Here is a 21,877-nt window from a genome sequence, read left to right as displayed (position 1 = left end):
GAGAAGGAGACACCATGACCACCGAAACGCTGCTCGTCGAGGGCATGACCTGCGACCACTGCGTGATGAGCGTCACCGAGGAACTCACCGAGGTCGACGGGGTGTCGGGCGTCGACGTCCGACTCGTCCCCGGCGGATCGTCCGAGGTCACCGTCAGCTCGACGGCACCCGTCGACCCGGACGCCCTCCGCACCGCCGTCGCCGAAGCGGGGTACGAGGTCGTGCGCTCGTGACCGACCGCACCGTCGAACTCGACATCACCGGGATGACCTGCGCCTCGTGCGCGAACCGCATCGAGCGGAAACTCGGCAAGCTGCCCGGGGTCACCGCCACCGTCAACTACGCCACCGAGAAGGCGCAGGTGCAGGTCGCCGCGGACGGCAGCGCCGACCCTCAGGCGCTGATCGCCGCGGTGGAGTCGGCCGGCTACGGCGCCACGGTGCCGGCACCGCCCGCCGCCGCTGACGCCGAACCCGCGGCCGATGCCGACCCGACCGGCCCGCTGCGCCGACGCCTGGTCGTGTCCGCCGTGCTCGCGGTGCCCGTCGTGGTGCTCTCGATGGTGCCGGCCCTGCAGTTCCCGAACTGGCAGTGGCTCGCCCTGACGCTCGCCGCGCCCGTCGCGGTCTGGGGTGCGCTCCCGTTCCACCGTGCCGCGTGGGTCAACGCCCGGCACGGTGCCGCCACCATGGACACCCTGGTGAGCGTCGGCGTCCTCGCTGCCTTCGGGTGGTCGCTGTACGCCCTGTTCTTCGGCGACGCCGGCACGACCGGCATGCACATGACGTTCTCGTGGTTCGCCACGGACCCCGAGGCCACCGACCTGTACCTCGAGGTCGCGACCGCCGTGACGGTGTTCATCCTCGCCGGCCGGTACATGGAGGCCCGCGCGAAGACACAGTCCGGTGCCGCACTCCGGGCACTGCTCGAACTCGGTGCGAAGGACGCCACCGTCCTGCGCGACGGTGCCGAACACCGCGGGCCGGCCTCGTCCCTGGTCGTGGGCGACGTCGTCGTGGTGCGACCCGGCGAGCGGATCCCGAGTGACGGCCTGGTGCAGGACGGCTCCTCGGCCGTCGACCTCAGCATGCTCACCGGCGAGTCCGTGCCGGTCGAGGTCAGCCCGGGCGACCGGGTCACCGGTGCCACGATCAACGTCGGCGGGCGGCTCGTCGTCGCGATCACGCGCGTCGGTGCCGACACCGAGCTCGCCCGGATGGGTCGCCTGGTGGAGGACGCCCAGACCGGCAAGGCCGAGGTGCAGCGCCTGGCCGACCGCGTCTCCGGCGTCTTCGTGCCGATCGTCATCGCGCTCGCCGTGCTGGCCTTCATCGGCTGGCTCGTGCTCGGCGGCTCGGTCACCGCGGCCTTCACCGCGGCCGTCGCCACCCTGATCATCGCGTGCCCGTGCGCCCTCGGACTCGCCACGCCCACCGCGCTGCTGGTCGGCACCGGCCGAGGCTCGCAGCTCGGCATCCTGATCGGCGGTCCGCAGGTGCTCGAGCGCACCCGCGGTGTCGACACCGTCGTGCTCGACAAGACCGGCACCGTCACCACGGGGTCGATGACCCTGCGGTCGGTCACCGCCGTCGACGAGGCCGAGGACGTCGTCCTGCGCCTCGCCGCAGCGGTCGAGGACGGCTCCGAACACCCCGTCGCCCGCGCCGTGACCACCGCGGCCCGTGCTCGGGGCGTCGACCTGCCCGAGGCCGAGCGGTTCATCGCGACCGCCGGCGCGGGCGTGCAGGCCGTCGTGGACGGCGACGTCGTCCTGGTCGGCACGACCCGCTGGCTCGCCGACTCGTGGTCGATCACCCTGCCACCGGTGCTGTCCGACGCCGTCGACCGTGCCGAGGTCGACGGGGGCACGGCGGTCGTCGTCGCCCGGAACGGCACGGCCCTGGGCGTGGTCGTCGTCGGCGACACCGTGAAGCCCGAGGCCGTCGACGCGATCGCCCGCTTCCGGGCGCTCGGCCTGCACCCGGTGCTGCTCACCGGCGACAACGACGGTGCCGCACGTGCGGTCGCCGCGAGCGTCGGCATCGACGAGGTGCAGGCCCGCGCGACCCCCGCGTCGAAGCTCGAGACCGTCCGCCGGCTGCAGGCCGAGGGGCGGAGCGTCGCGATGGTCGGCGACGGCGTGAACGACGCCGCCGCACTGGCCGCGGCCGACCTCGGCATCGCCATGGGGGCCGGCACCGACGCGGCCATCGCGGCGAGCGACATCACGGTGGTGAGCGGCCGGCTCACCGTGGTGGCCGACGCCATCCGGCTGTCGCGCGCGACGCTCGGCGTCATCAAGGGCAACCTGTTCTGGGCGTTCGCGTACAACGTCGCGGCGATCCCGCTCGCGATGGCGGGGCTGCTGAACCCGGTGCTCGCGGGTGCGGCGATGGCGTTCTCGTCGGTCTTCGTCGTGACGAACAGCCTGCGGCTGCGTCGCTTCGCGGCGCAGCCGTGAACCCGACCACACCCGTGAACCCGGCAAGCCGACCGCAGCCCTGAACCCGGCAGGCCGACCGCAGCCGTGAACGTGTCCGGCCGGGAGGCGTGACGCGCGCAGTGAACGCGGGCCGCGCCTCCCGGCCGACTGTGCGCACCACCTGCCGGAGCGCACTACGCTCGAAGACGGTCCGCGACGCAGCGCTGCGTGACCCGCGGGCTGTACGTCCAGAAGGTGATCCAGGAGGACCCCGTGACCGAATCCGCTCCCGTCGACCCCACATCGACCGAAGGCTGGAAGAAGCTCGACAGCATCGCTGCCGGCTTCACCCCGGACCTGCGAGGGTGGTTCGACAGCGACCCCGGTCGTGCCGAGCAGTACACCTTCCAGGCGGCCGACCTGACCGTCGACCTCTCCAAGGGCCTGGTGACCGACGAGATCCTCGCCGCGCTGCTGCAGGTCGCGAAGGACACCGGCGTCGCCGAACGCTTCCAGGCCATGCTCGCCGGTGAGCACATCAACGTCACCGAGGACCGCGCCGTGCTGCACACCGCGCTCCGCCGCCCGAAGGCGACCGAGGGCCTCGTGCCGGCGGCGCCCCTGACCGTCGACGGCCAGGACGTCGACGCCGACGTGCACGCCACGCTCGACAAGGTCTACGGCTTCGCCGAGCAGGTCCGCAGCGGCGCCTGGACCGGCGTCACCGGCAAGCGCATCGAGACCGTCGTCAACATCGGCATCGGTGGCTCCGACCTCGGCCCGGTCATGGTGTACGAGGCACTCAAGCCCTACGTCCAGCCCGGCCTCGAGGCCCGCTTCGTGTCGAACATCGACCCGGCGGACATCTACGAGAAGACCGCGGACCTGGACCCCGAGACCACGCTCTTCATCGTCGCGTCGAAGACCTTCGGCACGCTCGAGACCCTGACGAACGCGCGCCTCGCCCGCCAGTGGCTGTGGGAGAAGCTCGGCCTGACCGACGCCGCCGACGACGAGAAGAAGAACGCCGTCGCCAAGCACTTCGTCGCCGTCTCCACCGCGCTCGACAAGGTCGAGGCCTTCGGCATCGACCCCGAGAACGCCTTCGGCTTCTGGGACTGGGTGGGCGGCCGCTACTCGGTCGACTCGGCCATCGGCACGAGCGTCGTCATTGCGATCGGCAAGGAGAACTGGGAGCAGTTCCTCGCCGGCTTCCACGCGATCGACGAGCACGTCCGCACCACGCCGCTCGAGCAGAACGTCCCCGTCCTGATGGGCCTGCTCAACGTCTGGTACACGAACTTCCTCGGTGCGCAGAGCCACGCTGTCCTGCCGTACACGCAGTACCTGCACCGCTTCGCCGCGTACCTGCAGCAGCTCACCATGGAGTCGAACGGCAAGCGCGTCCGCTGGGACGGCTCGCCCGTCACCACCGAGACCGGCGAGGTCTTCTGGGGTGAGCCCGGCACGAACGGCCAGCACGCGTTCTACCAGCTCATCCACCAGGGCACCCGCCTGATCCCGGCCGACTTCATCACGGTCGCCAACCCGGCCCGTCCGCTGAAGGACGAGACCGGCGACGGCAAGGGCGTCGCGCCCGGCACCGACGTGCACACGCTGTTCCTGGCGAACTTCTTCGCGCAGACCAAGGCGCTCGCGTTCGGCAAGAGCGCTGACGAGGTCCGCGCCGAGGGCACCACCGACGAAGGCATCGTCGCGGCGCGCACGTTCCCCGGTAACAAGCCGACCACGTCGATCATCGCGCCGGAGCTCACCCCGAGCGTCCTCGGCCAGCTCATCGCCCTGTACGAGCACATCGTGTTCACCGAGGGCACGATCTGGGGCATCGACTCGTTCGACCAGTGGGGTGTGGAGCTCGGCAAGCAGCTGGCGCTGCAGGTCACGCCGGCCGTGGAGGGCGACCAGGCCGCGCTCGACGCGCAAGACCCGTCGACCAAGGCGCTCATCGCGAAGTACCTGGAGCTGCGGAAGTAACGCACGTCCCCACCTGACGGACGGGAGGCCCGTGGCGGGTCCGCCACGGGCCTCCCGTCCGTCGTGTCGGGCACTGCCAAAGCGACAGTTGCGCCCGACGGGCCGCCGTCAGGCCTGCGAAAGCGACAGATGCGCGCCGATCTTCCGCGGAGAAGTGTCGCTTTCGCGAGGGCCCGCTGCGACGCCGCGGGGCTCGGCGCCGGGCCGCCCGCTCAGCGGGCGAGCGGGTCGAGGTTGAGGGACGTGCCCTCGTACAGGTGCTGGTCCTCGCCGAACACCTGGACACCCTCGTTGAGCCAGACCAGGTCGCGGACGGTGATGCCGAACCGCGCCGCGACGTCCCCGATCAGGTCGTCTGGGGCGACGCCGTAGGACCTCGGCGAGCCGGCGGCCGTGGTCGCGGTGACGGTCCCGGTCGCGTTCGCCCGCCGTCCGGCGTCCTTCGGGTGCACGTTCGTCTGCCGCGCGGGGACGGACCACCGCACGGTGGACACCGCGAGGACCTTGCCGGCGGAGATCTCGACGGGGACGTCCTGCCCGGGCGCCGCGGCGGAGTAGGTCACGAGGGTGCCGAGGTGTGACGGGTCGACCCCGGATCCGTCCAACGGGACGTCGACCGCGGCCGCCGTGCTGGTCGGACCGCCGAGGGTCCGGTCACCGACACCGGGGTAGGTCAGCCCGTCGCCCACCGCACGGGGCAGGTCGAACAACGCGACGCCGATCGGCACCGGCAGCGTCGAGGTGATCCCGGAGTACTGCGCGGTGAAGGTGTCGTCGCCATCCGCGACCACCCGGAAGTGGAAGTGCACGCTGCCCTTCGGCGAGGCCACGTCCCCCTGCGCCAGGACGGTCCCGGCGGGGATCGGTGTCAGCGTCGGTGCGGGTGCGGCGGCCTCCGTCGGCACCGGGGTCGGTGTGCGCGGGTTCGCCGAGGCCTCGATCAGGTCCGATGCCGACTCGCCGTCCGGGGTCGCGGTCGGGGTCTCGCTCGCGGTCGGGCTCGACGCGGGTGGGGAGGCGGGAGCGGGCAGGGCACCGTCCGGTCCCGCAGCAGCGAGCAGCTGGACAGCACCACGCCGGCCGCCAGCACGATGGCGATTCCGCCGGTCCGTTTCATGATGCCCCCTCAGCTCGAGGGTAACGCGATGCCGAACACACGGTCGTCGTCGCCGGCGGACTGTGTCCCGGGACGCAGTCCAGCCGCCGAGGGGGCGAGATGGTGTCGGTCGGAGCGGCTACGGTCGAGGGCATGGAGCGTTCGGAGATCCTCGCCGCGGCTGCCGCCGCGCACGCCGCCCGCATCGCAGCGGCCGGTGGTGACGACGTCGCAGCGCGTGAACGCGCCGACAGCGTCCGGCGCCGGGCCGACGGGCTCACCGACCGGTACGACACGGTCGAGGGCTCGGACACCGAGTCCGACGCCCGTGACGCCGCACGCCGTCGCGCGGGAGAGGCAGACCGCGCCGCCTCGCGCACCGAGGGCGTGCTGTCGGACTGGCACCGGATGGGCACCCGCCGTGGCGTCACCCCCGACGCTCAGGTCCGCACGGCGTGGACGGTCACCGGGGTGCCCGAGCGCGGTGACGCCCGAGCACTGGCGAACGTGCTGCTCTCGACGGCGGGGCACGCGGGCCGGGTGGCCGACGCCGCGCGACGCAACCCGGCGCTGTCCGGTGCCGCGAGCGCAGCGGCTCGACGGACCGTCCGGCGCTACACCGACCACGGCGCGGACATGGCCTCGTTGGGGGACGTCCTGGGCGACGGCCCCGTCGACGACGAGCGCTGAGCCCGATCCGCGGATTGGACCGCTCCCGTCCTCATCAGGCCTTCTGTGGACCGATCCAAACGACCTGACGACAGAATGTCCAATTGACAGGACATGGATTCGGGTTACGATCGGTCCACGCACTGACGCGCGATCACCGACGAAGGAGTCACCGAATGGTCGACATCAAACCGACAGCCCCGACTGTCGCACTGCCCCCGTTGGGGACCGGGCCGCACCGCCGACGACTCGGTGTGCTGGCCCTCGTCGCCACGTTCGGCGGGTTGCTCTTCGGGTACGACACCGGTGTCATCAACGGTGCCCTGAACCCGATGAAGGCCGAGCTCGGCCTCACGAACTTCACCGAGGGTGTCGTCACCAGCTCGCTGCTCTTCGGTGCCGCGATAGGCGCCATGCTCGGTGGCCGCATCGCCGACGGCTGGGGTCGCCGCAAGACGATCATCCTGCTCGCCGTCACGTTCTTCGTCGGCACGCTGATCTGCGTGTTCGCGCCGACGTTCGAGGTCATCGTCATCGGTCGTGTGCTCCTCGGCCTCGCGGTGGGTGGCGCATCCACGGTGGTGCCGGTGTTCCTCGCCGAACTCGCGCCGTACGAGATCCGCGGGTCGCTGTCCGGCCGCAACGAGCTCATGATCGTGATCGGTCAGCTCGCCGCGTTCGTGGTCAACGCGATCATCGGCAACGTGTGGGGTGAGGGCAACGGCGTCTGGCGCGTCATGCTGGCCGTCTGTGCGCTCCCCGCGATCGCGCTGTTCGTCGGGATGCTCCGGGTGCCGGAGTCGCCGCGGTGGCTCGCGTCGAAGGACCGCTACGACGAGGCGCTCTCGGTCCTCGAGCAGGTCCGGACCACCGATCGGGCCCGTGCCGAGCTCGACGACATCAAGCGGAGCAACGACCTCGAAGCGAAGGTCGAGCGCGTCAGTGGCTGGCACACGCTGCGCGGGAACAAGTGGCTCATCCGCATCGTGCTCATCGGTGCCGGGCTCGGCGTCGCGCAGCAGCTCACCGGCATCAACTCGATCATGTACTACGGCCAGACCGTGCTCATCGAGTCTGGGTTCCAGGCGTCGGCCGCCCTCATCGCGAACATCGCCCCCGGCGTGATCGCCGTGATCGGTGGCGTCATCGCGCTGTACAACATGGAGAAGATCAACCGCCGCACGACGCTGATCCTCGGGTTCACGCTGACGACGATCTGCCACTTCCTCATCGGCATCGCGTCGGTGGCGCTGCCCGAGGGCAACCCGGCTCGCCCGTGGGTCATCCTGTTCCTGGTCGTCGCGTTCGTCGGCTCGATGCAGACCTTCCTCAACATCGCGGTGTGGGTCGTGCTGTCCGAGATCTTCCCGACGCAGATCCGTGCGCTCGGCATGGGCATCTCGGTGTTCTGCCTCTGGATCGCGAACGCGTTCCTCGGGCTGTACTTCCCGACGATCGTCGCCGCGACCGGCATCACCGGGACCTTCTTCGGGTTCGGGGTCGTCGGGCTGCTGGCGCTGCTCTTCATCTGGAAGTTCGTGCCGGAGAGCCGCGGTCGCACCCTCGAAGAGGTCGAGGAGGGCGTCACCACCGGCAACATCTTCACCGTCCCCGTGAAGGCGTCGCGCCGCTAGTCCGCACCACACCGCACCGAGTGCGCAGAAGACGTCGGGTCGCCCCAGGGCACCCGACGTCTTCTGCTCACTCGGTGTGTGTGACGAAGCACGCAGACGGACGGGAGGCCCGGTGCCAGCTGGCACCGGGCCTCCCGTCCGTTCTGTGGTCGCGCTACGGGCGCAGGAGCACCTTGCCGACGCGGCCGGCGGTGTCGCTGGCGCGCACGGCGTCGCGGACCTGCTCGAAGGCGAATGTTTCGGCGACGGGGAGCGTCAGCGAGCCGTCGAGCACGCGGGTGATGAGCTCACCGAAGAGCTGCCCCTTCGTCTCGGCCGGCATCGTCTTGCTGACGACGGAGCCCCAGAAGCCCTTCACGGTGAGCTGGCCGAAGATGACCTTGCCCGACGGGATCTCGAGCGTCGGCGACGCCATCGCGCCGAAGACGACGAGGGTGGCGTTCTCGCCCAGAACGGACGCGATGTCGCCGGCGGCCTTGCCACCGACCGACTCGACGCCGGCGATGATCGGGGCGCCACCGGTGATCGCGGCGACCTGGTCCTGCCAGTCGTCGGCGTCCGTGGCGACGATGCGCTCGATGCCCTGCTCGCGGAGCTCGTCGACACCGGCGGCGCGACGGACGAGTCCGATCACGTTGATGCCGCGGGCCGCGCCGAGCTGGGCGACCATGCGTCCGACCGCACCGTTGGCGGCGTTCTGGATGATCCAGTCGCCCTCGTGCAGGTCGAGCGAGTGCAGCAGGCTGATGGCGCTGAACGGCATCGACACGAGCTGGGCGGCGGCCTCGTCGGACATCGCGTCCGGCACCGGCACGAGGCCGGCGGCGTTCGCGGTGTAGTACTCGGCCCATACGCCGAAGGCACCGCCGGCGACGCGCTGGCCGACCTGCAGGTTCGTGACGCCCTCGCCGAGTGCCTCGACGACACCGAGTGCCTCGGTGCCCGATGCGGCGGGGAGCTCCGGCTTGAAGCCGTAGGTGCCGCGGACGGTCCACAGGTCGTGGTTGTGGATGGGGGAGAGGACCGTGCGGACGAGGACCTCGCCGGCGCCGGGCGTCGGGACGGGGCGCTCCTGCACCTCGAGGACGTCGGCGGGCTCGGCGAACGTCTCGTGGACGACGGCGCGCATGGTCGTGGGGGTGGTGGTGCTCATGGGTCAGTCCTCCGAGACGACGATGGTGACGTCGATGTTGCCGCGGGTCGCGTTCGAGTACGGGCAGACCTGGTGGGCCGCGTCGGCGAGGGCCTGGGCCTGGTCGTGCTCCAGGCCGGGGATGACGACCTCGAGCATGACGGCGAGCTGGTAGCCACCGTTGCCGTTCGGGCCGATCGACACGCGGCCGCCGACGGACGAGTCGGTGATCTTCACCTTCTGGCTGCGGGCGACGCCCTGCAGCGCGGAGTGGAAGCACGCGGCGTAGCCGGCGGCGAAGAGCTGCTCGGGGTTGGCACCGTTGCCGGAGCCACCCATCTCCTTCGGGATGGCGAGGTCGAACTCGACCGTGCCGTCGCTCGTGGCGACGTGGCCGTTGCGGCCTTCGCCGGTGGCCAGGGCCTCGGCGGTGTAGAGGGTTTCCATGGGGTTCCTTCCTTGTGGGGCGGATCGTGAAGTTGGTGCGCACTGCGTTGGTGGGCGGTGCGTTGGGGTGCTCGCGTGCGGCGTGCTCTCGCGCTCAGCGACAGTCCACGGGCGCACGTGGGCGTGAGGCGTCGCTCAGCGCGAAACGGCGCCAGCGCCGGTGGCGTCGCGCTCGGGGTCGGCCGCCGCGTGCATCGTCTCGGTCAGCCGGTGCAGCGTCGCGATGAGCTCGGCGGCGGCACGTTCGTCGGCCAGGCCCATCCCGGCGGCGATGCGCGCGGGGATGCCGCTGAGCTCGGAGCGCAGTTCGCGGCCGCGCTCGCCGACGGTCACCGTCACGACGCGCTCGTCGGTGCTGCGGCGCTCTCGGCGGACCAGGTCGCTCTGCTCCATGCGGCGGAGCAGCGGCGAGAGGGTGCCGGAATCGAGCTGCAGGTGTTCCCCGAGGCTCGAGACGGTCTGGTCGCCCTCGACCCACAGGGTGACGAGCACCAGGTACTGCGGGTACGTCAGACCCCAGGGTTCGAGCATCGTGCGGTACGCCTGCGTGGTGGCGCGGGACGCCGCGTAGAGGGAGAAGCACACCATCTCGTCGGTCACGGGCATGCGTCCACACTGTCACGCAACCAAGTTGTGTGCAACCTACATCGACGGTTCGCAGGCGAGCTCACAGCGGGCGCCGGGCAGGTGCCCCGCCTCGGCGAGTGCGGCCTGGGCATCCCGGAACGACGAGTAGGGCACGTGCACCCCGCGGACGTCCCGGTAGTCGGTCAGGCCCGGGCCGGCCCAGTACACGACCCCGTCGTCACCGACCTCGGCGATCGCCCGGCGGATCGCCCGCGCCGGGTCCGGCTCCTCGACGACCAGCGCCTCGTGCCCGCTCGCCCGCGCACCGTCGAGGATCGCCGCCCGGATCGGGGCCGGGTCCTCGAACCGCGGGTGGTGGTCGGCCACGATGACGACATCGGCCGCCTCGGCCGCCCCCGCGCCCATCGCCGACCGCTTGCTCGGGTCCCGGTCGCCGTCCGCGCCGAGGACGATCCCGACCCGGCCCGGTGCGAACGCCCGCACCGCCTGCAGGCTCTTCGCGAACGCGTCCGGGGTGTGCGCGAAGTCCACGAAGACGCGAGGGCCGGTCGCCGCCGATGCGTCCGCCATCCGCCCGGGGACGACGACGTCGAGACGGCCCTCGGTCGCGTCGAGCAGTGCTGCGACGGGCACCCCGGCGGTCGCGAGCATCGCCACCGCCAGCCCCGCGTTCGCCGCCATGTGCACGCCGAGCAGCGGGAGGTCCAGGTCGAACGTCGTGCCGTCCGGTGCGGTCAGGGTCGACCGGGTTCCGTCGGGCCGCTGCTCCCGCACCAGGACGGTCCAGTCGGCCCCGGCCGCGGGTTCGGTCGAGATCGTCGTGACCGGGACCGTCGCCCGCTCGACAATCCGGCGACCGGCAGGGGAATCGAGCGACACCGCGCCGGCGCGCGACCGAGCCGGCGTGAACAGCAGGGCCTTGGCCGCCAGGTACTCGTCCATGTCCGCGTAGTCGTCGAGGTGGTCGTGCGACAGGTTGGTGAACCCCGCCACGTCGAACACGACGCCGTCGGTGCGGTGGCGGGAGAGGCCCTGCGCACTCACCTCGAGCGCGGCACCGTCGACCCCGCGTTCGGCGGCGCGTGCCAGGAACGCGTGCAGTTCCGGGGCCTCCGGTGTCGTCAGCGCACTCGGCAGCGACTCGTCGTCGACACGGCGCTCCACCGTGCTGCTGATCGCCGACCGCCACCCGAGCCGACGCATCAGGGCGTCGAGCAGGTGCACCGTCGAGGTCTTGCCGTTCGTGCCGGTCACCCCGAACAGCGGGAACGGCAGCGACTCCGTGCCGGCGAGGAGCCGTGCGACGGCGCCCAGGCGTGCACGGACCTCCGGCACCACGACGACCGGCAGCCCGCTCCGTCGCGCCGCGGCCTGCCCGTCGGGGTCCGTCAGCACCGCGGCGGCACCGGCGTCGCGCGCCACCTCGGCGTACTGCGCGCCGTGTGCGACGCGGCCGGGGAGCGCGGCGAACAGCATCCCCGGCCGGAGCTCGTCGGTGGCGAGCGCCAGGCCGGCCACCGGGACCGCGCCGGCACCGGGACCGTCGACACCGAGCGCTCGGGCAAGCACGTCGAGTCGGACCGGGCGCGGCCGGTCCGGTCGGAAGGCGTGCGGCATCGCGGCTCCTCGTCGTGGGCGGACCCCGATGGTGCGCCGCGCTAGCGGAACGGCGTCCCAGGTCCGCCCGCAGCGCACGACGAACACGCCGACGACCCGGACGGTTAGGCTGACGTGACCCAAGATGAGCAGCAGCGACCTCGACAACACCACGACCCCCGGCAACGGATCGGCGTCGTCCCACGGCAAGACGATCCTGATCGGTGAGCACGCCGTGGTCTACGGCGCACCCGCTCTCGTCCTGCCGGTGCTCGACGCACGGGTCGTGGCGACGGTCACCCCGGTCGCCGCCGACGCCGAGCAGCCCGGTCACAGCCTGCAGTCGACCGTGCACACCGGCCCCCTCGACCTCGCACCCGCGGCCGTGATGCCGACCGTCACCGCCGTCACCGCGACCCTGCGCCACTTCGGGGTCACCGACCGCCACTTCCACGTCCGGGTCGACAGCGAGGTCCCGACCGCCCGCGGCATGGGCTCGAGCGCCGCGGTCGCCGCCGCCGTGACCGCAGCCGTCGCCGACGCCCTGGGCGAGACCCTCGACGTCGAGACCCACCACGAGCTCATCCAGGAGTGCGAACGCGTCGCCCACGGCCGACCGTCCGGCCTCGACGCCCGGGGCGTCGTCGCGTCCGCGCCGGTCTGGTTCGAGGGCGGGCAGATCGAACCCGTCACGCTCGGCGCCCGGTTCACCTTCGTCGTCGCGGACACCGGCGTTCCCGGGCACACCCGCGAGGCCGTCTCGGCCGTCCGCGCCCGCCACGACCAGGACCCGGTCGGTGTCGGCGCCGTGATCGACCGGATCGGTGCGCTCGCCCGTCGGGCACGGGGGACACTCGAGGACGGCGATGCCCAGGCTCTGGGTGCCACCATGGACGCCGCGCACGACCTGCTCAGCACACTCGACGTGTCGAGTGACGACCTGGACCGGCTCGTCGACGCCGCACGTGCTGCGGACGCCCTCGGCGCGAAGCTCACCGGCGGCGGGCGGGGCGGGTGCGTCCTCGCGCTCGCCGCGGACGACGACCACGCGGACCGCATCGCGGCCGCACTCCGCGGCGCAGGGGCCGCAGCCACCTGGACCACCACGATCGGAGCCCGCGCTTGCTGACAGCCACCGCCGTCGCGCACCCCAACATCGCCCTCGTCAAGTACTGGGGGAAGGCGGACGCGCAGCTCGCGCTGCCCGCCACGGGCAGCGTCTCGATGGGGCTCGACGTGTTCCCGACGACGACCACCGTCACGGTGGACGGCGGACGGGAGGCCCGTGATGCGTTCACGCTGAACGGTCACGTCGTCGACGACGGTGCGCTGGTGCGCGTGCAGCAGTTCCTCGACCTGGTGCGCGAGCTCGCGGGGTCGTCCGAGCGGGCGTCGGTGGTGTCCGAGAACACCGTACCGACCGGTGCCGGGCTGGCCTCGAGCGCGTCCGGCTTCGCCGCCCTGGCGACCGCCGCCGCCGCGGCCTACGGCCTCGACCTGTCGCCGCGCGACCTGTCCCGTCTGGCCCGTCGCGGTTCCGGCTCGGCCACGCGCTCGATCCCCGGCGGTGTCGCCGTCTGGCACGCCGGCGACGACCAGGGCTCCTTCGCCGAGCCGATCCCGGCCCCGCCGATGGCGATGGTCGTGGTCACGATCGACGCCGGCCCGAAGCCGATCGGGTCGCGCGAGGCCATGCGCCGCACCATCGCGACGTCGCCCTTCTACCCGGCCTGGGTGACCTCGACGACCGAGACCGTCGGCGACATGCTCACGGCCTGCGCGGCCGGCGACTTCACCCGCATCGGCGAGATCACCGAGAGCAACGCGCTCCGGATGCACGCGACGATCGAGGGCGCGTTCCCGCCGATCCGCTACCTCAACGCCCGCAGCGTCGCCGTGTTCGACGCCGTCGCCGAGCTGCGTGCCGGCGGCACCGAGGCCTACGCCACGGCCGACGCGGGCCCGAACGTCGTCGTGCTCACGAAGCCGCAGGACCGGGCGGCCGTCGCCGGGGCGCTCGCGTCGCTGGGGGACGTCATCGAGTCCGGCACCGGACCTGCCGCGCGGGTGCTCCGCTCCGAAGAGATCGGGAGCAATCCCGACCAGAAGGAGTCCGCGCAGTGATCGAGTTCCGTGCACACGGCAAGCTGTTCGTCGCCGGCGAGTACGCCGTCGTCGAGCCGGGCCAGCCGTCCGTCCTGATCGCCCTCGACCGCGCCATCACGGCGAAGGTGCGCGAGGGCCACGGCGCGGGCAGCGTGCACTCCGAGGAGTACGGGCACCTGCCGCTCACGTGGACCCGTGCCGAGGACGGCCTGGCGCTCGACCGCGAGCACCACCCCTACGACTACGTGATGGCCACGATCGACCTGGTCGAGAAGCTCCGCGCCGAGCACGGCATCGCCCCGCGGTTCCACGACCTGCGCATCGAGAGCCAGCTCGACGACGCCAGCGGCCGGAAGTTCGGACTCGGGTCCTCGGCCGCGGTCACCGTCGCCACCGTCGGCGCCCTCGACCGCTTCTACGGCATCGGCCTGACGCAGCGCCAGCGCTTCCAGGTCGCCCTGCTCGCCACCATCCGGGTGAACCCGCGGGCCTCCGGCGGCGACCTCGCCGCGAGCACGTTCGGCGGCTGGCTGCGCTACAGCGCCCCGGACCGCGAGCGCCTCGCCGCGATGCTCGGCGACCACGCCGTGTCCGCGATCCTGACGGACACCGACGCGTGGGACGGCTTCGACGTCCAGCGGCTGCCCGCCCCCGAGAACCTGCAGCTGCTCGTCGGCTGGACCGGCTCGCCCGCGTCCACCACGAAGCTCGTCGACGTGGTGCGTCGGCACCGCAACGGCGGGTACCAGGCGTTCCTCGACGAGAGCCGCAGCGCCGTCGACGACTTGACCACGGGCCTCCAGACCGGCGACGCCGAGCGCACGCTCGGTGCCCTCCGACGCGCCCGTGGGCTGCTGCAGCGTCTCGGCGACTCGGTCGGGTCGAAGATCGAGACCGAGCGGCTCGCGACCCTGTGCGACGTCGTCGAGGCGGCGGGCGGGGCGGCGAAGCCGTCCGGGGCCGGCGGCGGCGACTGCGGCATCGCGCTCGTCCCGGCGGACACCGACCCCGCCGGCATCCACCGCGCCTGGGAGGCGCACGACATCAGACACCTCAGCGTCGCGGTGCGAGCACCAGAAGGAGCCCTCGATGAGTGACCTGCTCACACCGATCCCCACCAAGTGGGTCGGCCCGATCCGCGTCAGCGGCAACGCCGTGCAGGGGGAGCACGAGGTCCCCCTCGCCACCTACGAGTCGCCGCTCTGGCCGTCCGTCGGCCGCGGCGCCCGCATCTCGCGGATGGTCGAGGACGGCATCGTCGCGACCGTCGTCGACGAGCGCATGACCCGCTCCGTCGTGGTCCGTGCCGACAGCGCCGCAGCAGCCCACGTCGCCGCGGGGCAGATCCTCGCGCGCCAGGACGAGCTCGCCGCGATCGTGTCCGGGCAGAGCCGGTTCGCCAAGCTCATCGAGGTGCACCCGGAGATCGTCGGGGACCTGCTGTTCCTGCGCTTCGCGTTCACCACCGGCGACGCCTCCGGCCACAACATGGTCACGCAGGCGGCGGACAAGCTGCTGCCGGCGATCCTGGACTGGCAGCCGGGCCTGCGGTACGTCTCGGTCTCGGGCAACTTCTGCACCGACAAGAAGGCCACCGCGGTGAACGGCATCCGTGGCCGCGGCCGCAACACCATCGCCGAGATCGTGATCCCCGGCGAGGTCGTCGAGAAGCGCCTGCGGTCGAGCACCGCGCGCATCGTCGAGCTGAACATCGCGAAGAACCTGATCGGGTCGACGATCGCCGGGGCCATCCGCTCGGCGAACGCGCACTACGCGAACATGCTGCTCGGCTTCTACCTGGCCACCGGGCAGGACGCCGCCAACATCGTCGAGGGCTCGCAGGGCATCACGAGCGCCGAGGACCGCGACGGCGACCTGTACTTCGCGACCTCGCTGCCGCACCTGATCGTCGGCACGGTCGGCAACGGCAAGGGCGGGGACCTGCCCGTCGTCGAGGACGCCCTGATGCGCCTCGGTTGCCGACAGGAGCGTGAGCCGGGCGGGAACGCCCGCCGCCTCGCCGCCCTGTGCGCCGCGACCGTCCTGTGCGGGGAGCTCTCGCTCCTCGCCGCACAGACCAACCCGGGTGAGCTGATGGCTGCCCACGTCGCCATGGAACGCCGCGGCACGAAGCCCGCAGGGGGTGCCGCATGACCGGCGTCGGCATCCACGACATCGCGATCGCGACCGGGCACCACGTGCTCGAGCTCGACGACCTGGCCGAGCGGCTCGGCGTCGACCCGGCGAAGTACCACGTCGGCATCGGGCAGGACGCCTTCAGCGTGCCCGCTCCCGACGAGGACATCGTCACGATGGGCGCCGCCGCCGCGAAGGAGCTCATCGACCGGCACAGCGTCGAGGGCATCCGCACGGTGCTGTTCGCCACCGAGTCCGGCGTCGACCAGTCGAAGGCCGCCGGCGTGTACGTGCACGGCCTGCTCGGGCTGCCGAAGGCCGTCCGCGTGGTCGAGCTGAAGCAGGCCTGCTACGGCGGGATGGCCGCGGTGCAGCTCGCACTCGGCATCGTCGCGCGCGCCCCGCACGAGCGGGTGCTCGTCATCGCCGCCGACGTCGCCCGGTACGACGTCGACACCCCTGCCGAGCCGACCCAGGGTGCCGGTGCCGCCGCGATCCTGGTGTCCGCCGACCCCGACCTGATCGAGATCGAGCCGGCGGCGGGCGTCTACACGGCGGACGTCGACGACTTCTGGCGCCCGAACGACCGCTCCACCGCGCTGGTCGACGGTCGGCTCTCGGTGAGCGCGTACGTCAACGCGTTCGTCGGTGCCTGGGACGACCTGGCGGAACAGGGCGGCCCCGCGTACGACGACATCGCCCGGTTCGTGCACCACCAGCCCTTCACCAAGATGGCGATCAAGGCGCACCGCAAGCTCACGCAGCACGTCGGCGCACCGTTCGACGAGGCCGACCTGGCGATCGGGTTCACCTACAACCGGCAGACCGGCAACACCTACACGGCGTCGCTCTGGATCGGGCTCGCAGCACTGCTCGACCTGGACGACGACCTGGCGGGGGAGCGACTCGGCCTGTTCAGCTACGGCTCCGGCAGCGTCGGTGAGCTCATCACCGGCACCGTCCGGCCCGACTACCGCGAGCACCGCCGTGCGGGTCGCGTGCGGTCGCTGCTCGAGGCGCGGGTCCCGCTGACGGTCGACGCGTACCGCGCGCTGCACGCCGCGGGTGCCGCCACCAGCGAGGACGTCGAGCGTCCGCGCGTCACGACCGCGCCGTTCCGCTTCGCGGGCGTGCGCGGCGGCGCTCGGCACTACGAAGCGTCGGCGCAGCCGGAGTAGCCGGCCTGCGCCCACCAGCCCCTCGCGAAAGCGACAGATCCCCGCGGAACATCCGCGGGGATCTGTCGCTCTCGGGGACCGGAGCCGGATCGTGCGCCGGGATCTGTCGCTTGCTCGGGACGGACGGGAGGCCCGTGGCGGCGCCGCCACGGGCCTCCCGTCCGTCTGCTGGTCACGCTGCGGACAGGACCTCGCGTTCCAGCCGCTGGTAGCTGGCCTCCATGCCCTCCGTCATGCCGGTCGCGAGGATCATGTCCCGCTGTTCCCGGTCCGGGTAGGTGACGAGCAGCGTCATGAGCGTGACGCCGTCGTCCTCGTCGAACTGCAGGTCGTTCGTGTTCGGTGGGAAGGGCGCCCCGGTCATGCGCTCGGTCGACACCATCCGGCGTTCCGGTTCGACGACGAGGTTCTCGCCCTCGAACCCGAAGGGCTCGCCCTCGGTGTCACCCGTCGGCGCCCAGGCCTGCCGGAACACGCCGCCCGGGGTCAGGTCGTTCTCGTACACCGTCATCTCCCACCCGTCGGGGCCGAGCAGCCACCGGCGCACCAGGTCGGGCTCGGTGTGCGCCCGCCAGAGCAGGTGCCGCGGTGCCGCGAACGCCCGGGTGATCCGGACGTGGGTGTCGTCGAGGACCTCGGTCTCGGTGCCCGCACCGAGGGCCCACTCGCGCAGGTCGGCGAGCACCCGGTCGAGCTGGCCGAACGCCTGCTGGTAGCCCTCGAGCATGCCCATCTCGAGCATCGCGTCGAGGTCGGCGGTCGAGGCGAACGAGGACACCACGGTGACCCGAGAGCCGTCGTCCGCCGGCCCGAACGACAACACGGTCTCGCTGGTGGGGAGCGACTCGTCGACCGTGCCCTGCGGGTCGGTGAACAGGTCGCGGAAGACGATGCGACGGTGCTCGTCGACCTCCGTGACCTGCCAGACGGCGTGGAACCGCTCGCCCTGCGGAGACGTCATCCGGTAGTCGGCGCGGCCGCCGGGGCGCAGGTTGAACGTCGTGAAGGTCGCGGGGAACCCGGGCGGTCCCCAGAACCGCTCGAGCTGGCGCGGGTCGGCGAAGGCGGCCCAGAGGCGTTCGACGGGGACGGGGAACTCGGCGACGAGGGTCATCGAGAGGGTGTCGGGATCGGTGTGGACGGACGTGGTGGGCATCATCGCTCCTGGTGTCGTCGGGTGTCGTCTGGTGCTGGGTGTCCGGACGCGTCGCCGTCGAGCACGTCGCCGAGGCGGTCCATCCGGGTGTGCCAGAGGCGGCCGTAGGCGTCGAGGAGATCACGGATCCGGTCGAGCTGCTCCGGCTCGGCGCGCACGATGCGGGTGCGGCCGCGGGCCTCCTTGCTCACGAGTCCGGCTCCCTCGAGGACGGCGACGTGCTTCTGGACGGCGGCGAACGACATCGAGTAGGCGTCCGCGAGCTCGCTCACGGACGACGACCCGACGAGCGTGCGCCGGACGATGTCACGACGGGTCGCGTCGGCCAGTGCGTGGAACACCCGGTCGACCTCGGCGTCGGACAGTTCGATTCGTACAACCATTTGGTTGTAGGTTACGTCCGGCCGGTCTCGTCCACAAGGGGGACCTGCCGGTAGTCTTGCCGCGGAGATCGGAGGGGCGATGGCGGAGCAGCTGGGTGCGTCCGGTGCCGTCCGTGCCCTCGTCGCCACCCTGCCCCGTGCGCCACAGCTGTCCGACGTGGTGACCGGCGTCGGTCGGATGGTCGGCAAGCCCACACGCGTCGTCGACGTCGACGGGCCGAGCTGGGGTCCGCTCACCGCGCTCGTGTCGCAGTTCGAGCACGAGAACCTGGTGCTCGTACCGGCCGACGCACCGCCGCTCTACCGCATGCACTGCGTGCTGCACGAGCTCGGGCACCTGGTGCACGGCGACGTCGGCACACCGACCGCGTCGTCCGTCGCCGAGTTCGCCGCCGGGGGCCACGTCTGCCGTCGCGCGCTCGACGCCGACTCCGGGCTCGTGAGCATCTCCGACGACGACGAGCACTTCGCCGAACGGTTCGCCTACGAGCTCGCGACCGTCCTGCTCGCCGGGGCCACGGGCGCGGACGAGCGGGCCTACGGCTGATGGCCGTCCTGCACGCCGCGGCCTTCTGGTTCGCGGCGCTGATCTTCCTCGCCCGCACGCCGTACGTGCTGCGGAACCCCCGTGGTCGGGCGGCCTGGGGTGCCACCGGCGTCGGGGCGCTGGGGCTCCTGACCCTCGGCAGCGTCGTGCCGCAGCCGGTGCTCGACGGTGCCCTGGGCGGCTCGAACCTCATCAACCTGGTGCAGAACGTCTGCGCGACCGTCGCGTTCTGGCTGATGCTGCGCGCGAGCACCGACGACCTGCCGGAGCGCCCGGTGCTCGCCAGGCCGGTGGCGCTGCTCGTCGTGGTCGTGGCCTTCACGGTGCCGTTCCTGCTGGTCGAGGAGCGCGGCGGGACCGACTTCCACTTCATCGTGCGCGAGATCGAGCAGACCCCGATGTGGCTCTACGGGACGGTGTACATGGTGGGCGTGGGGATGATCGCCGCGACGACCCTGCGCCGTGGCGTGCTGCAGAACCCGGTGGCACTCGTGGTGTTCCGCGTCGGGCTCGCCCTGGTCGTCGCGGCGAGCGTCGACGAGGTCGCCTCGCTCACCGCCGACCACTTCGGACTCTTCCCGGCCGGGGTGCGGGACGGCCTGCGGCTGGCCTTCGACCCGCCGTTCTACCTCGGCATCGTGCTCATCGTCGTGGCGATGGCCTCGCTGACGTTCCGGCGGTGGGGCCGTGACCTGCGCCACCGCGGGCACCACCGACGCCTGCGCCGCATCGCCCGTCGGCACGCCGTGCGGGCGGTCGAGCGGCCGGGGGACCCGCAGGCCCGGACCTACGACCTGGTGATCGCGATCCGCGACGCCGAGGTGCAGGGCCGGACCCTCGACGACGCCGAACTCGCGCAGGTGCGGTCGGCCGAACGGACCCTGACCCGGAGCCTCGGAGGATGACGGCGTGACGATCGTGTGGTGGGTGCTCGGAGCGCTCGTGGTGCTGGCGGCGGTGGGTCTGATCGGGCTGGTCGTCCTGGTCGTCCTGCGGAAGGTCGTCGGCAGGATCGTGCTGCCCGGTGGCGACCGGTGGACGCCTGTGCTCGAGTCCGACGCGGACTCCGTCCGGCTGCCGATCACCGACGACACCGTGCGGCCGGGGGAGTACGGGCTGTGGCACGACGGCCCGGGGCACACCACCGTCGGGCCGGTGCTCGAGGTCGACGAAGCCGCCGGGTTCGTGCGCCGGGCCGTGGTGCGGACGACCGGCGCCGTGTCGTCGCGGGTGCGGTGGAGCGGGCACGTGCACCCGGACCCGGCGGCGATGGAGGTCGACTGGTCCGAGGTGTCGCTGCCGACGCCGGTGGGGCCGGCGCCCGCGTGGGTGGTGCGGCCGGGGCCCGGCGGCGCTGGGCGCCCCGACCCCGTGGCCGCCCGCACCTGGGCCGTCCACGTGCACGGGATCCGGACGACCCGGGTCACCGCGCTCCGGACCGTCCCCGCGGCGCTCGAACTCGGCTGGACCTCGATCGTCCCGTCGTTCCGCGGCGACGGCGAGGCACCGTGGGAGGGCCGGGCCTCACACCTCGGAGCTCGCGAGTGGGCGGACGTCGAAGTGGCGCTCGACCACGCCGTCGCGAACGGCGCCGAACGGCTCGTCATCGTGGGGTGGTCGATGGGCGCGACGATCACACACGAACTCCTCGCCCGTTCGGCGCACCGTGGCTGCCTGGCCGGGATCGTGCTCGTCGCCCCGGCACTGGACTGGGCCGTCACCGTCCGGTCCCAGGCCCGTCGCGCGGGGCTGCCCGGCCCTGTGGTGGGCGCTGCCCTCGGGGCGATGGCGACGCCGGTCCTCTGCCGGACGGTGGGGCTGCGGTCGCCGGTCGACGTGCGCGCGCTGTCCTGGTTGCGCGCACCCCGACAGCTGCCACCGACCCTGCTCATCCACTCCACCGGCGACACCACGGTGCCGTTCTCGGCCAGTCAGGAGTTCGCCGACGCCCACCCCGGCACGGTGACCCTGGCGGTCAGCAAGCCGGCCGAGCACGCCTGGGAGCGCAACGTCGACGCCGTCTGGTTCGACCGCACCATCACCACCTGGGCGTCTGGTCTCGCGCACACCGGAGCGCAGGAGTAGAAGGAGCCATGGGGCAGCTCATCTACGACGGCCGACCGCTCGACCTGCGGATCGACGACCGCGCGCTCACGCACCTGCAGATCGTCATCGTCAACATGCTCCGGCGTGACCACCGCTTCGCGTTCTCGTGGAAGGACGACGTCGTCCACGGCAACGGTCGCAGCACGATCTGGCTGCACCCCGACGTGAGCCTGCACTTCAAGTTCACCGGCAGCCGGGTGCCGTCGATCAACCGCAGCTGGCTCGAGGACCTCTACGCCTCGGCCACCTCCGGGTCGGGGCTCGTGCTGACGCCGGAGCCGGCGGACACCAGCACGGCGGCCGACTCTGCGTGGTCGCGGGCGGTGGCACCCGGCGACGCGGACGACGCCTCGGGGACACCGAGCGGGAGCACCGCGCGCTGATCACGGGAGCAGTAGCACAGCGGGCTGATCCGGGTCAACGGGTTCCGCCCGAACTCCACACCTCGTACGGTTTCCGTACCGCGGTTCGCTGTCGTCCCCCCGCACCGGCCTGCTAGGGCGCCGGTGCTGGCAGTGTCCGCGGCAGGAGGGGAACCCGAACAGCCCGTGACGCACAGCGAGTCCGGTGCCGATCAACCACCGGTGACCGAGACGAGCGAGGGACGTGAGTCCCGGATCAGGGGACTCCCTGCTCGGGGTCACCGACGCCACGCGTCGGTGATGCGTGCGTCACGCTGCAGGGCT

The 21,877-nt window shown here is 72.2% G+C and carries 21 protein-coding genes; 14 read left to right on the top strand and 7 right to left on the bottom strand.

Going from position 1 to position 21,877, the window contains the following annotated elements; genetic code table 11:
* Nucleotides 1–14 precede the first annotated feature (14 nt).
* The 3 genes from DEJ29_RS14605 (at nt 15) to pgi (ending at nt 4,417) form a co-directional block, all read left to right on the top strand.
* Nucleotides 15–233 (top strand): heavy-metal-associated domain-containing protein, encoded by a 219-nt coding sequence (locus tag DEJ29_RS14605; RefSeq protein WP_110864123.1) that lies wholly within the window; start codon nt 15–17, stop codon nt 231–233.
* Nucleotides 230–2,461, top strand: a complete 2,232-nt coding sequence (locus DEJ29_RS14600; RefSeq protein WP_111094499.1) for a heavy metal translocating P-type ATPase — start codon at nt 230–232, stop codon at nt 2,459–2,461. The genes DEJ29_RS14605 and DEJ29_RS14600 overlap by 4 nt, the downstream gene beginning before the upstream one ends.
* Nucleotides 2,462–2,695: 234 nt before the next feature.
* Nucleotides 2,696–4,417: a glucose-6-phosphate isomerase gene (pgi, locus tag DEJ29_RS14595; protein WP_071246100.1), complete on the top strand. Its 1,722-nt coding sequence runs from the start codon at nt 2,696–2,698 to the stop codon at nt 4,415–4,417.
* 212 nt (nt 4,418–4,629) lie between these two features.
* Here pgi and DEJ29_RS14590 read toward each other — a convergent pair whose 3' ends face one another.
* Complete coding sequence (locus DEJ29_RS14590; RefSeq protein ID WP_258375907.1) at nt 4,630–5,322, bottom strand: LysM domain-containing protein; 693 nt, start codon at nt 5,320–5,322, stop codon at nt 4,630–4,632.
* A gap of 344 nt (nt 5,323–5,666) precedes the next feature.
* On the opposite strand from DEJ29_RS14590, the gene DEJ29_RS14585 reads away from it, so the two are divergent.
* Both DEJ29_RS14585 and DEJ29_RS14580 read left to right on the top strand, forming a co-directional pair.
* A complete protein-coding gene (locus DEJ29_RS14585; RefSeq protein WP_071405966.1) occupies nt 5,667–6,203 on the top strand; it encodes a hypothetical protein in 537 nt (178 codons plus the stop codon).
* 155 nt (nt 6,204–6,358) lie between these two features.
* Nucleotides 6,359–7,816 (top strand): sugar porter family MFS transporter, encoded by a 1,458-nt coding sequence (locus tag DEJ29_RS14580; protein WP_111094500.1) that lies wholly within the window; start codon nt 6,359–6,361, stop codon nt 7,814–7,816.
* Nucleotides 7,817–7,970: 154 nt separating this feature from the next.
* On the opposite strand, the gene DEJ29_RS14575 is transcribed toward DEJ29_RS14580, so the two are convergent.
* From DEJ29_RS14575 to DEJ29_RS14560, 4 genes are all read right to left on the bottom strand, one after another.
* Nucleotides 7,971–8,945 (bottom strand): zinc-binding dehydrogenase, encoded by a 975-nt coding sequence (locus DEJ29_RS14575; protein ID WP_111094546.1) that lies wholly within the window; start codon nt 8,943–8,945, stop codon nt 7,971–7,973.
* Between the two features lie 27 nt (nt 8,946–8,972).
* The gene (locus DEJ29_RS14570; RefSeq protein ID WP_071406102.1) at nt 8,973–9,395 is read right to left on the bottom strand and encodes an organic hydroperoxide resistance protein; all 423 of its coding nucleotides are present in this window, start codon (nt 9,393–9,395) and stop codon (nt 8,973–8,975) included.
* A gap of 135 nt (nt 9,396–9,530) precedes the next feature.
* Complete coding sequence (locus DEJ29_RS14565) at nt 9,531–10,001, bottom strand: MarR family winged helix-turn-helix transcriptional regulator (protein ID WP_181438139.1); 471 nt, start codon at nt 9,999–10,001, stop codon at nt 9,531–9,533.
* Nucleotides 10,002–10,037: 36 nt separating this feature from the next.
* On the bottom strand, nt 10,038–11,600 hold the full coding sequence (locus tag DEJ29_RS14560) for a Mur ligase family protein (protein WP_111094501.1): 1,563 nt from the start codon (nt 11,598–11,600) through the stop codon (nt 10,038–10,040).
* Between the two features lie 124 nt (nt 11,601–11,724).
* Between DEJ29_RS14560 and mvk the strand changes: the two genes are divergently transcribed.
* From mvk to DEJ29_RS14535, 5 genes are read left to right on the top strand one after another with little or no spacing between them, the layout of a single operon-like run.
* On the top strand, nt 11,725–12,708 hold the full coding sequence (mvk, locus tag DEJ29_RS14555; protein WP_111094502.1) for a mevalonate kinase: 984 nt from the start codon (nt 11,725–11,727) through the stop codon (nt 12,706–12,708).
* Nucleotides 12,702–13,703: a diphosphomevalonate decarboxylase gene (gene mvaD, locus DEJ29_RS14550; protein WP_071247062.1), complete on the top strand. Its 1,002-nt coding sequence runs from the start codon at nt 12,702–12,704 to the stop codon at nt 13,701–13,703. Before mvk ends, mvaD begins: the two co-directional genes overlap by 7 nt.
* Nucleotides 13,700–14,782 carry a phosphomevalonate kinase gene (locus tag DEJ29_RS14545; RefSeq protein ID WP_111055101.1) on the top strand — a complete coding sequence of 361 codons (1,083 nt, stop codon included), beginning with the start codon at nt 13,700–13,702 and terminating at the stop codon, nt 14,780–14,782. The genes mvaD and DEJ29_RS14545 overlap by 4 nt, the downstream gene beginning before the upstream one ends.
* Nucleotides 14,775–15,839, top strand: coding sequence for a hydroxymethylglutaryl-coenzyme A reductase family protein (locus tag DEJ29_RS14540; RefSeq protein WP_111094503.1), 1,065 nt, complete (start codon nt 14,775–14,777; stop codon nt 15,837–15,839). The genes DEJ29_RS14545 and DEJ29_RS14540 overlap by 8 nt, the downstream gene beginning before the upstream one ends.
* Nucleotides 15,836–16,999, top strand: coding sequence for a hydroxymethylglutaryl-CoA synthase (locus tag DEJ29_RS14535; protein ID WP_111094504.1), 1,164 nt, complete (start codon nt 15,836–15,838; stop codon nt 16,997–16,999). The genes DEJ29_RS14540 and DEJ29_RS14535 overlap by 4 nt, the downstream gene beginning before the upstream one ends.
* Nucleotides 17,000–17,171: 172 nt before the next feature.
* Here DEJ29_RS14535 and DEJ29_RS14530 read toward each other — a convergent pair whose 3' ends face one another.
* Together DEJ29_RS14530 and DEJ29_RS14525 are read right to left on the bottom strand one after the other, a co-directional pair.
* A complete protein-coding gene (locus DEJ29_RS14530; protein WP_111094505.1) occupies nt 17,172–18,155 on the bottom strand; it encodes an SRPBCC family protein in 984 nt (327 codons plus the stop codon).
* On the bottom strand, nt 18,155–18,538 hold the full coding sequence (locus DEJ29_RS14525; protein WP_111094506.1) for an ArsR/SmtB family transcription factor: 384 nt from the start codon (nt 18,536–18,538) through the stop codon (nt 18,155–18,157). The genes DEJ29_RS14530 and DEJ29_RS14525 overlap by 1 nt, the downstream gene beginning before the upstream one ends.
* Nucleotides 18,539–18,617: 79 nt before the next feature.
* Here DEJ29_RS14525 and DEJ29_RS14520 point away from each other — a divergent pair, with 79 nt between their 5' ends.
* The 4 genes from DEJ29_RS14520 to DEJ29_RS14505 are packed head-to-tail and all read left to right on the top strand — an operon-like array spanning nt 18,618 to nt 21,574.
* The gene (locus DEJ29_RS14520) at nt 18,618–19,085 is read left to right on the top strand and encodes a hypothetical protein (protein WP_071406096.1); all 468 of its coding nucleotides are present in this window, start codon (nt 18,618–18,620) and stop codon (nt 19,083–19,085) included.
* Nucleotides 19,085–19,990, top strand: coding sequence for a hypothetical protein (locus DEJ29_RS14515; RefSeq protein WP_111094507.1), 906 nt, complete (start codon nt 19,085–19,087; stop codon nt 19,988–19,990). The genes DEJ29_RS14520 and DEJ29_RS14515 overlap by 1 nt, the downstream gene beginning before the upstream one ends.
* 4 nt (nt 19,991–19,994) lie before the next feature.
* Entirely contained in the window at nt 19,995–21,170 is a 1,176-nt protein-coding gene (locus DEJ29_RS14510) for an alpha/beta hydrolase family protein (RefSeq protein ID WP_111094508.1), read from the top strand.
* An 8-nt stretch (nt 21,171–21,178) separates the two neighbouring features.
* Nucleotides 21,179–21,574 carry a DUF7882 family protein gene (locus DEJ29_RS14505; protein WP_111094509.1) on the top strand — a complete coding sequence of 132 codons (396 nt, stop codon included), beginning with the start codon at nt 21,179–21,181 and terminating at the stop codon, nt 21,572–21,574.
* Nucleotides 21,575–21,877 lie beyond the last annotated feature (303 nt).

The sequence above is a fragment of the Curtobacterium sp. MCPF17_021 genome (genome assembly GCF_003234605.2).
Classification (GTDB): domain Bacteria; phylum Actinomycetota; class Actinomycetes; order Actinomycetales; family Microbacteriaceae; genus Curtobacterium; species Curtobacterium flaccumfaciens.
This window is presented reverse-complemented; position numbering and strand designations above follow the sequence as displayed.

Excerpts from the sequence above, each read along its gene's own strand:
- DEJ29_RS14605 (WP_110864123.1), top strand. The coding sequence starts at position 15 with ATGACCACCGAAACGCTGCTCGTCGAGGGCATGACCTGCGACCACTGC.
- DEJ29_RS14585 (WP_071405966.1), top strand. The coding sequence starts at position 5,667 with ATGGAGCGTTCGGAGATCCTCGCCGCGGCTGCCGCCGCGCACGCCGCC.
- DEJ29_RS14580 (WP_111094500.1), top strand. The coding sequence starts at position 6,359 with ATGGTCGACATCAAACCGACAGCCCCGACTGTCGCACTGCCCCCGTTG.
- DEJ29_RS14575 (WP_111094546.1), bottom strand. The coding sequence starts at position 8,945 with ATGCGCGCCGTCGTCCACGAGACGTTCGCCGAGCCCGCCGACGTCCTC.
- DEJ29_RS14570 (WP_071406102.1), bottom strand. The coding sequence starts at position 9,395 with ATGGAAACCCTCTACACCGCCGAGGCCCTGGCCACCGGCGAAGGCCGC.
- DEJ29_RS14565 (WP_181438139.1), bottom strand. The coding sequence starts at position 10,001 with ATGCCCGTGACCGACGAGATGGTGTGCTTCTCCCTCTACGCGGCGTCC.
- DEJ29_RS14560 (WP_111094501.1), bottom strand. The coding sequence starts at position 11,600 with ATGCCGCACGCCTTCCGACCGGACCGGCCGCGCCCGGTCCGACTCGAC.
- mvk (WP_111094502.1), top strand. The coding sequence starts at position 11,725 with ATGAGCAGCAGCGACCTCGACAACACCACGACCCCCGGCAACGGATCG.
- DEJ29_RS14540 (WP_111094503.1), top strand. The coding sequence starts at position 14,775 with ATGAGTGACCTGCTCACACCGATCCCCACCAAGTGGGTCGGCCCGATC.
- DEJ29_RS14535 (WP_111094504.1), top strand. The coding sequence starts at position 15,836 with ATGACCGGCGTCGGCATCCACGACATCGCGATCGCGACCGGGCACCAC.
- DEJ29_RS14530 (WP_111094505.1), bottom strand. The coding sequence starts at position 18,155 with ATGCCCACCACGTCCGTCCACACCGATCCCGACACCCTCTCGATGACC.
- DEJ29_RS14525 (WP_111094506.1), bottom strand. The coding sequence starts at position 18,538 with ATGGTTGTACGAATCGAACTGTCCGACGCCGAGGTCGACCGGGTGTTC.
- DEJ29_RS14520 (WP_071406096.1), top strand. The coding sequence starts at position 18,618 with ATGGCGGAGCAGCTGGGTGCGTCCGGTGCCGTCCGTGCCCTCGTCGCC.
- DEJ29_RS14515 (WP_111094507.1), top strand. The coding sequence starts at position 19,085 with ATGGCCGTCCTGCACGCCGCGGCCTTCTGGTTCGCGGCGCTGATCTTC.
- DEJ29_RS14505 (WP_111094509.1), top strand. The coding sequence starts at position 21,179 with ATGGGGCAGCTCATCTACGACGGCCGACCGCTCGACCTGCGGATCGAC.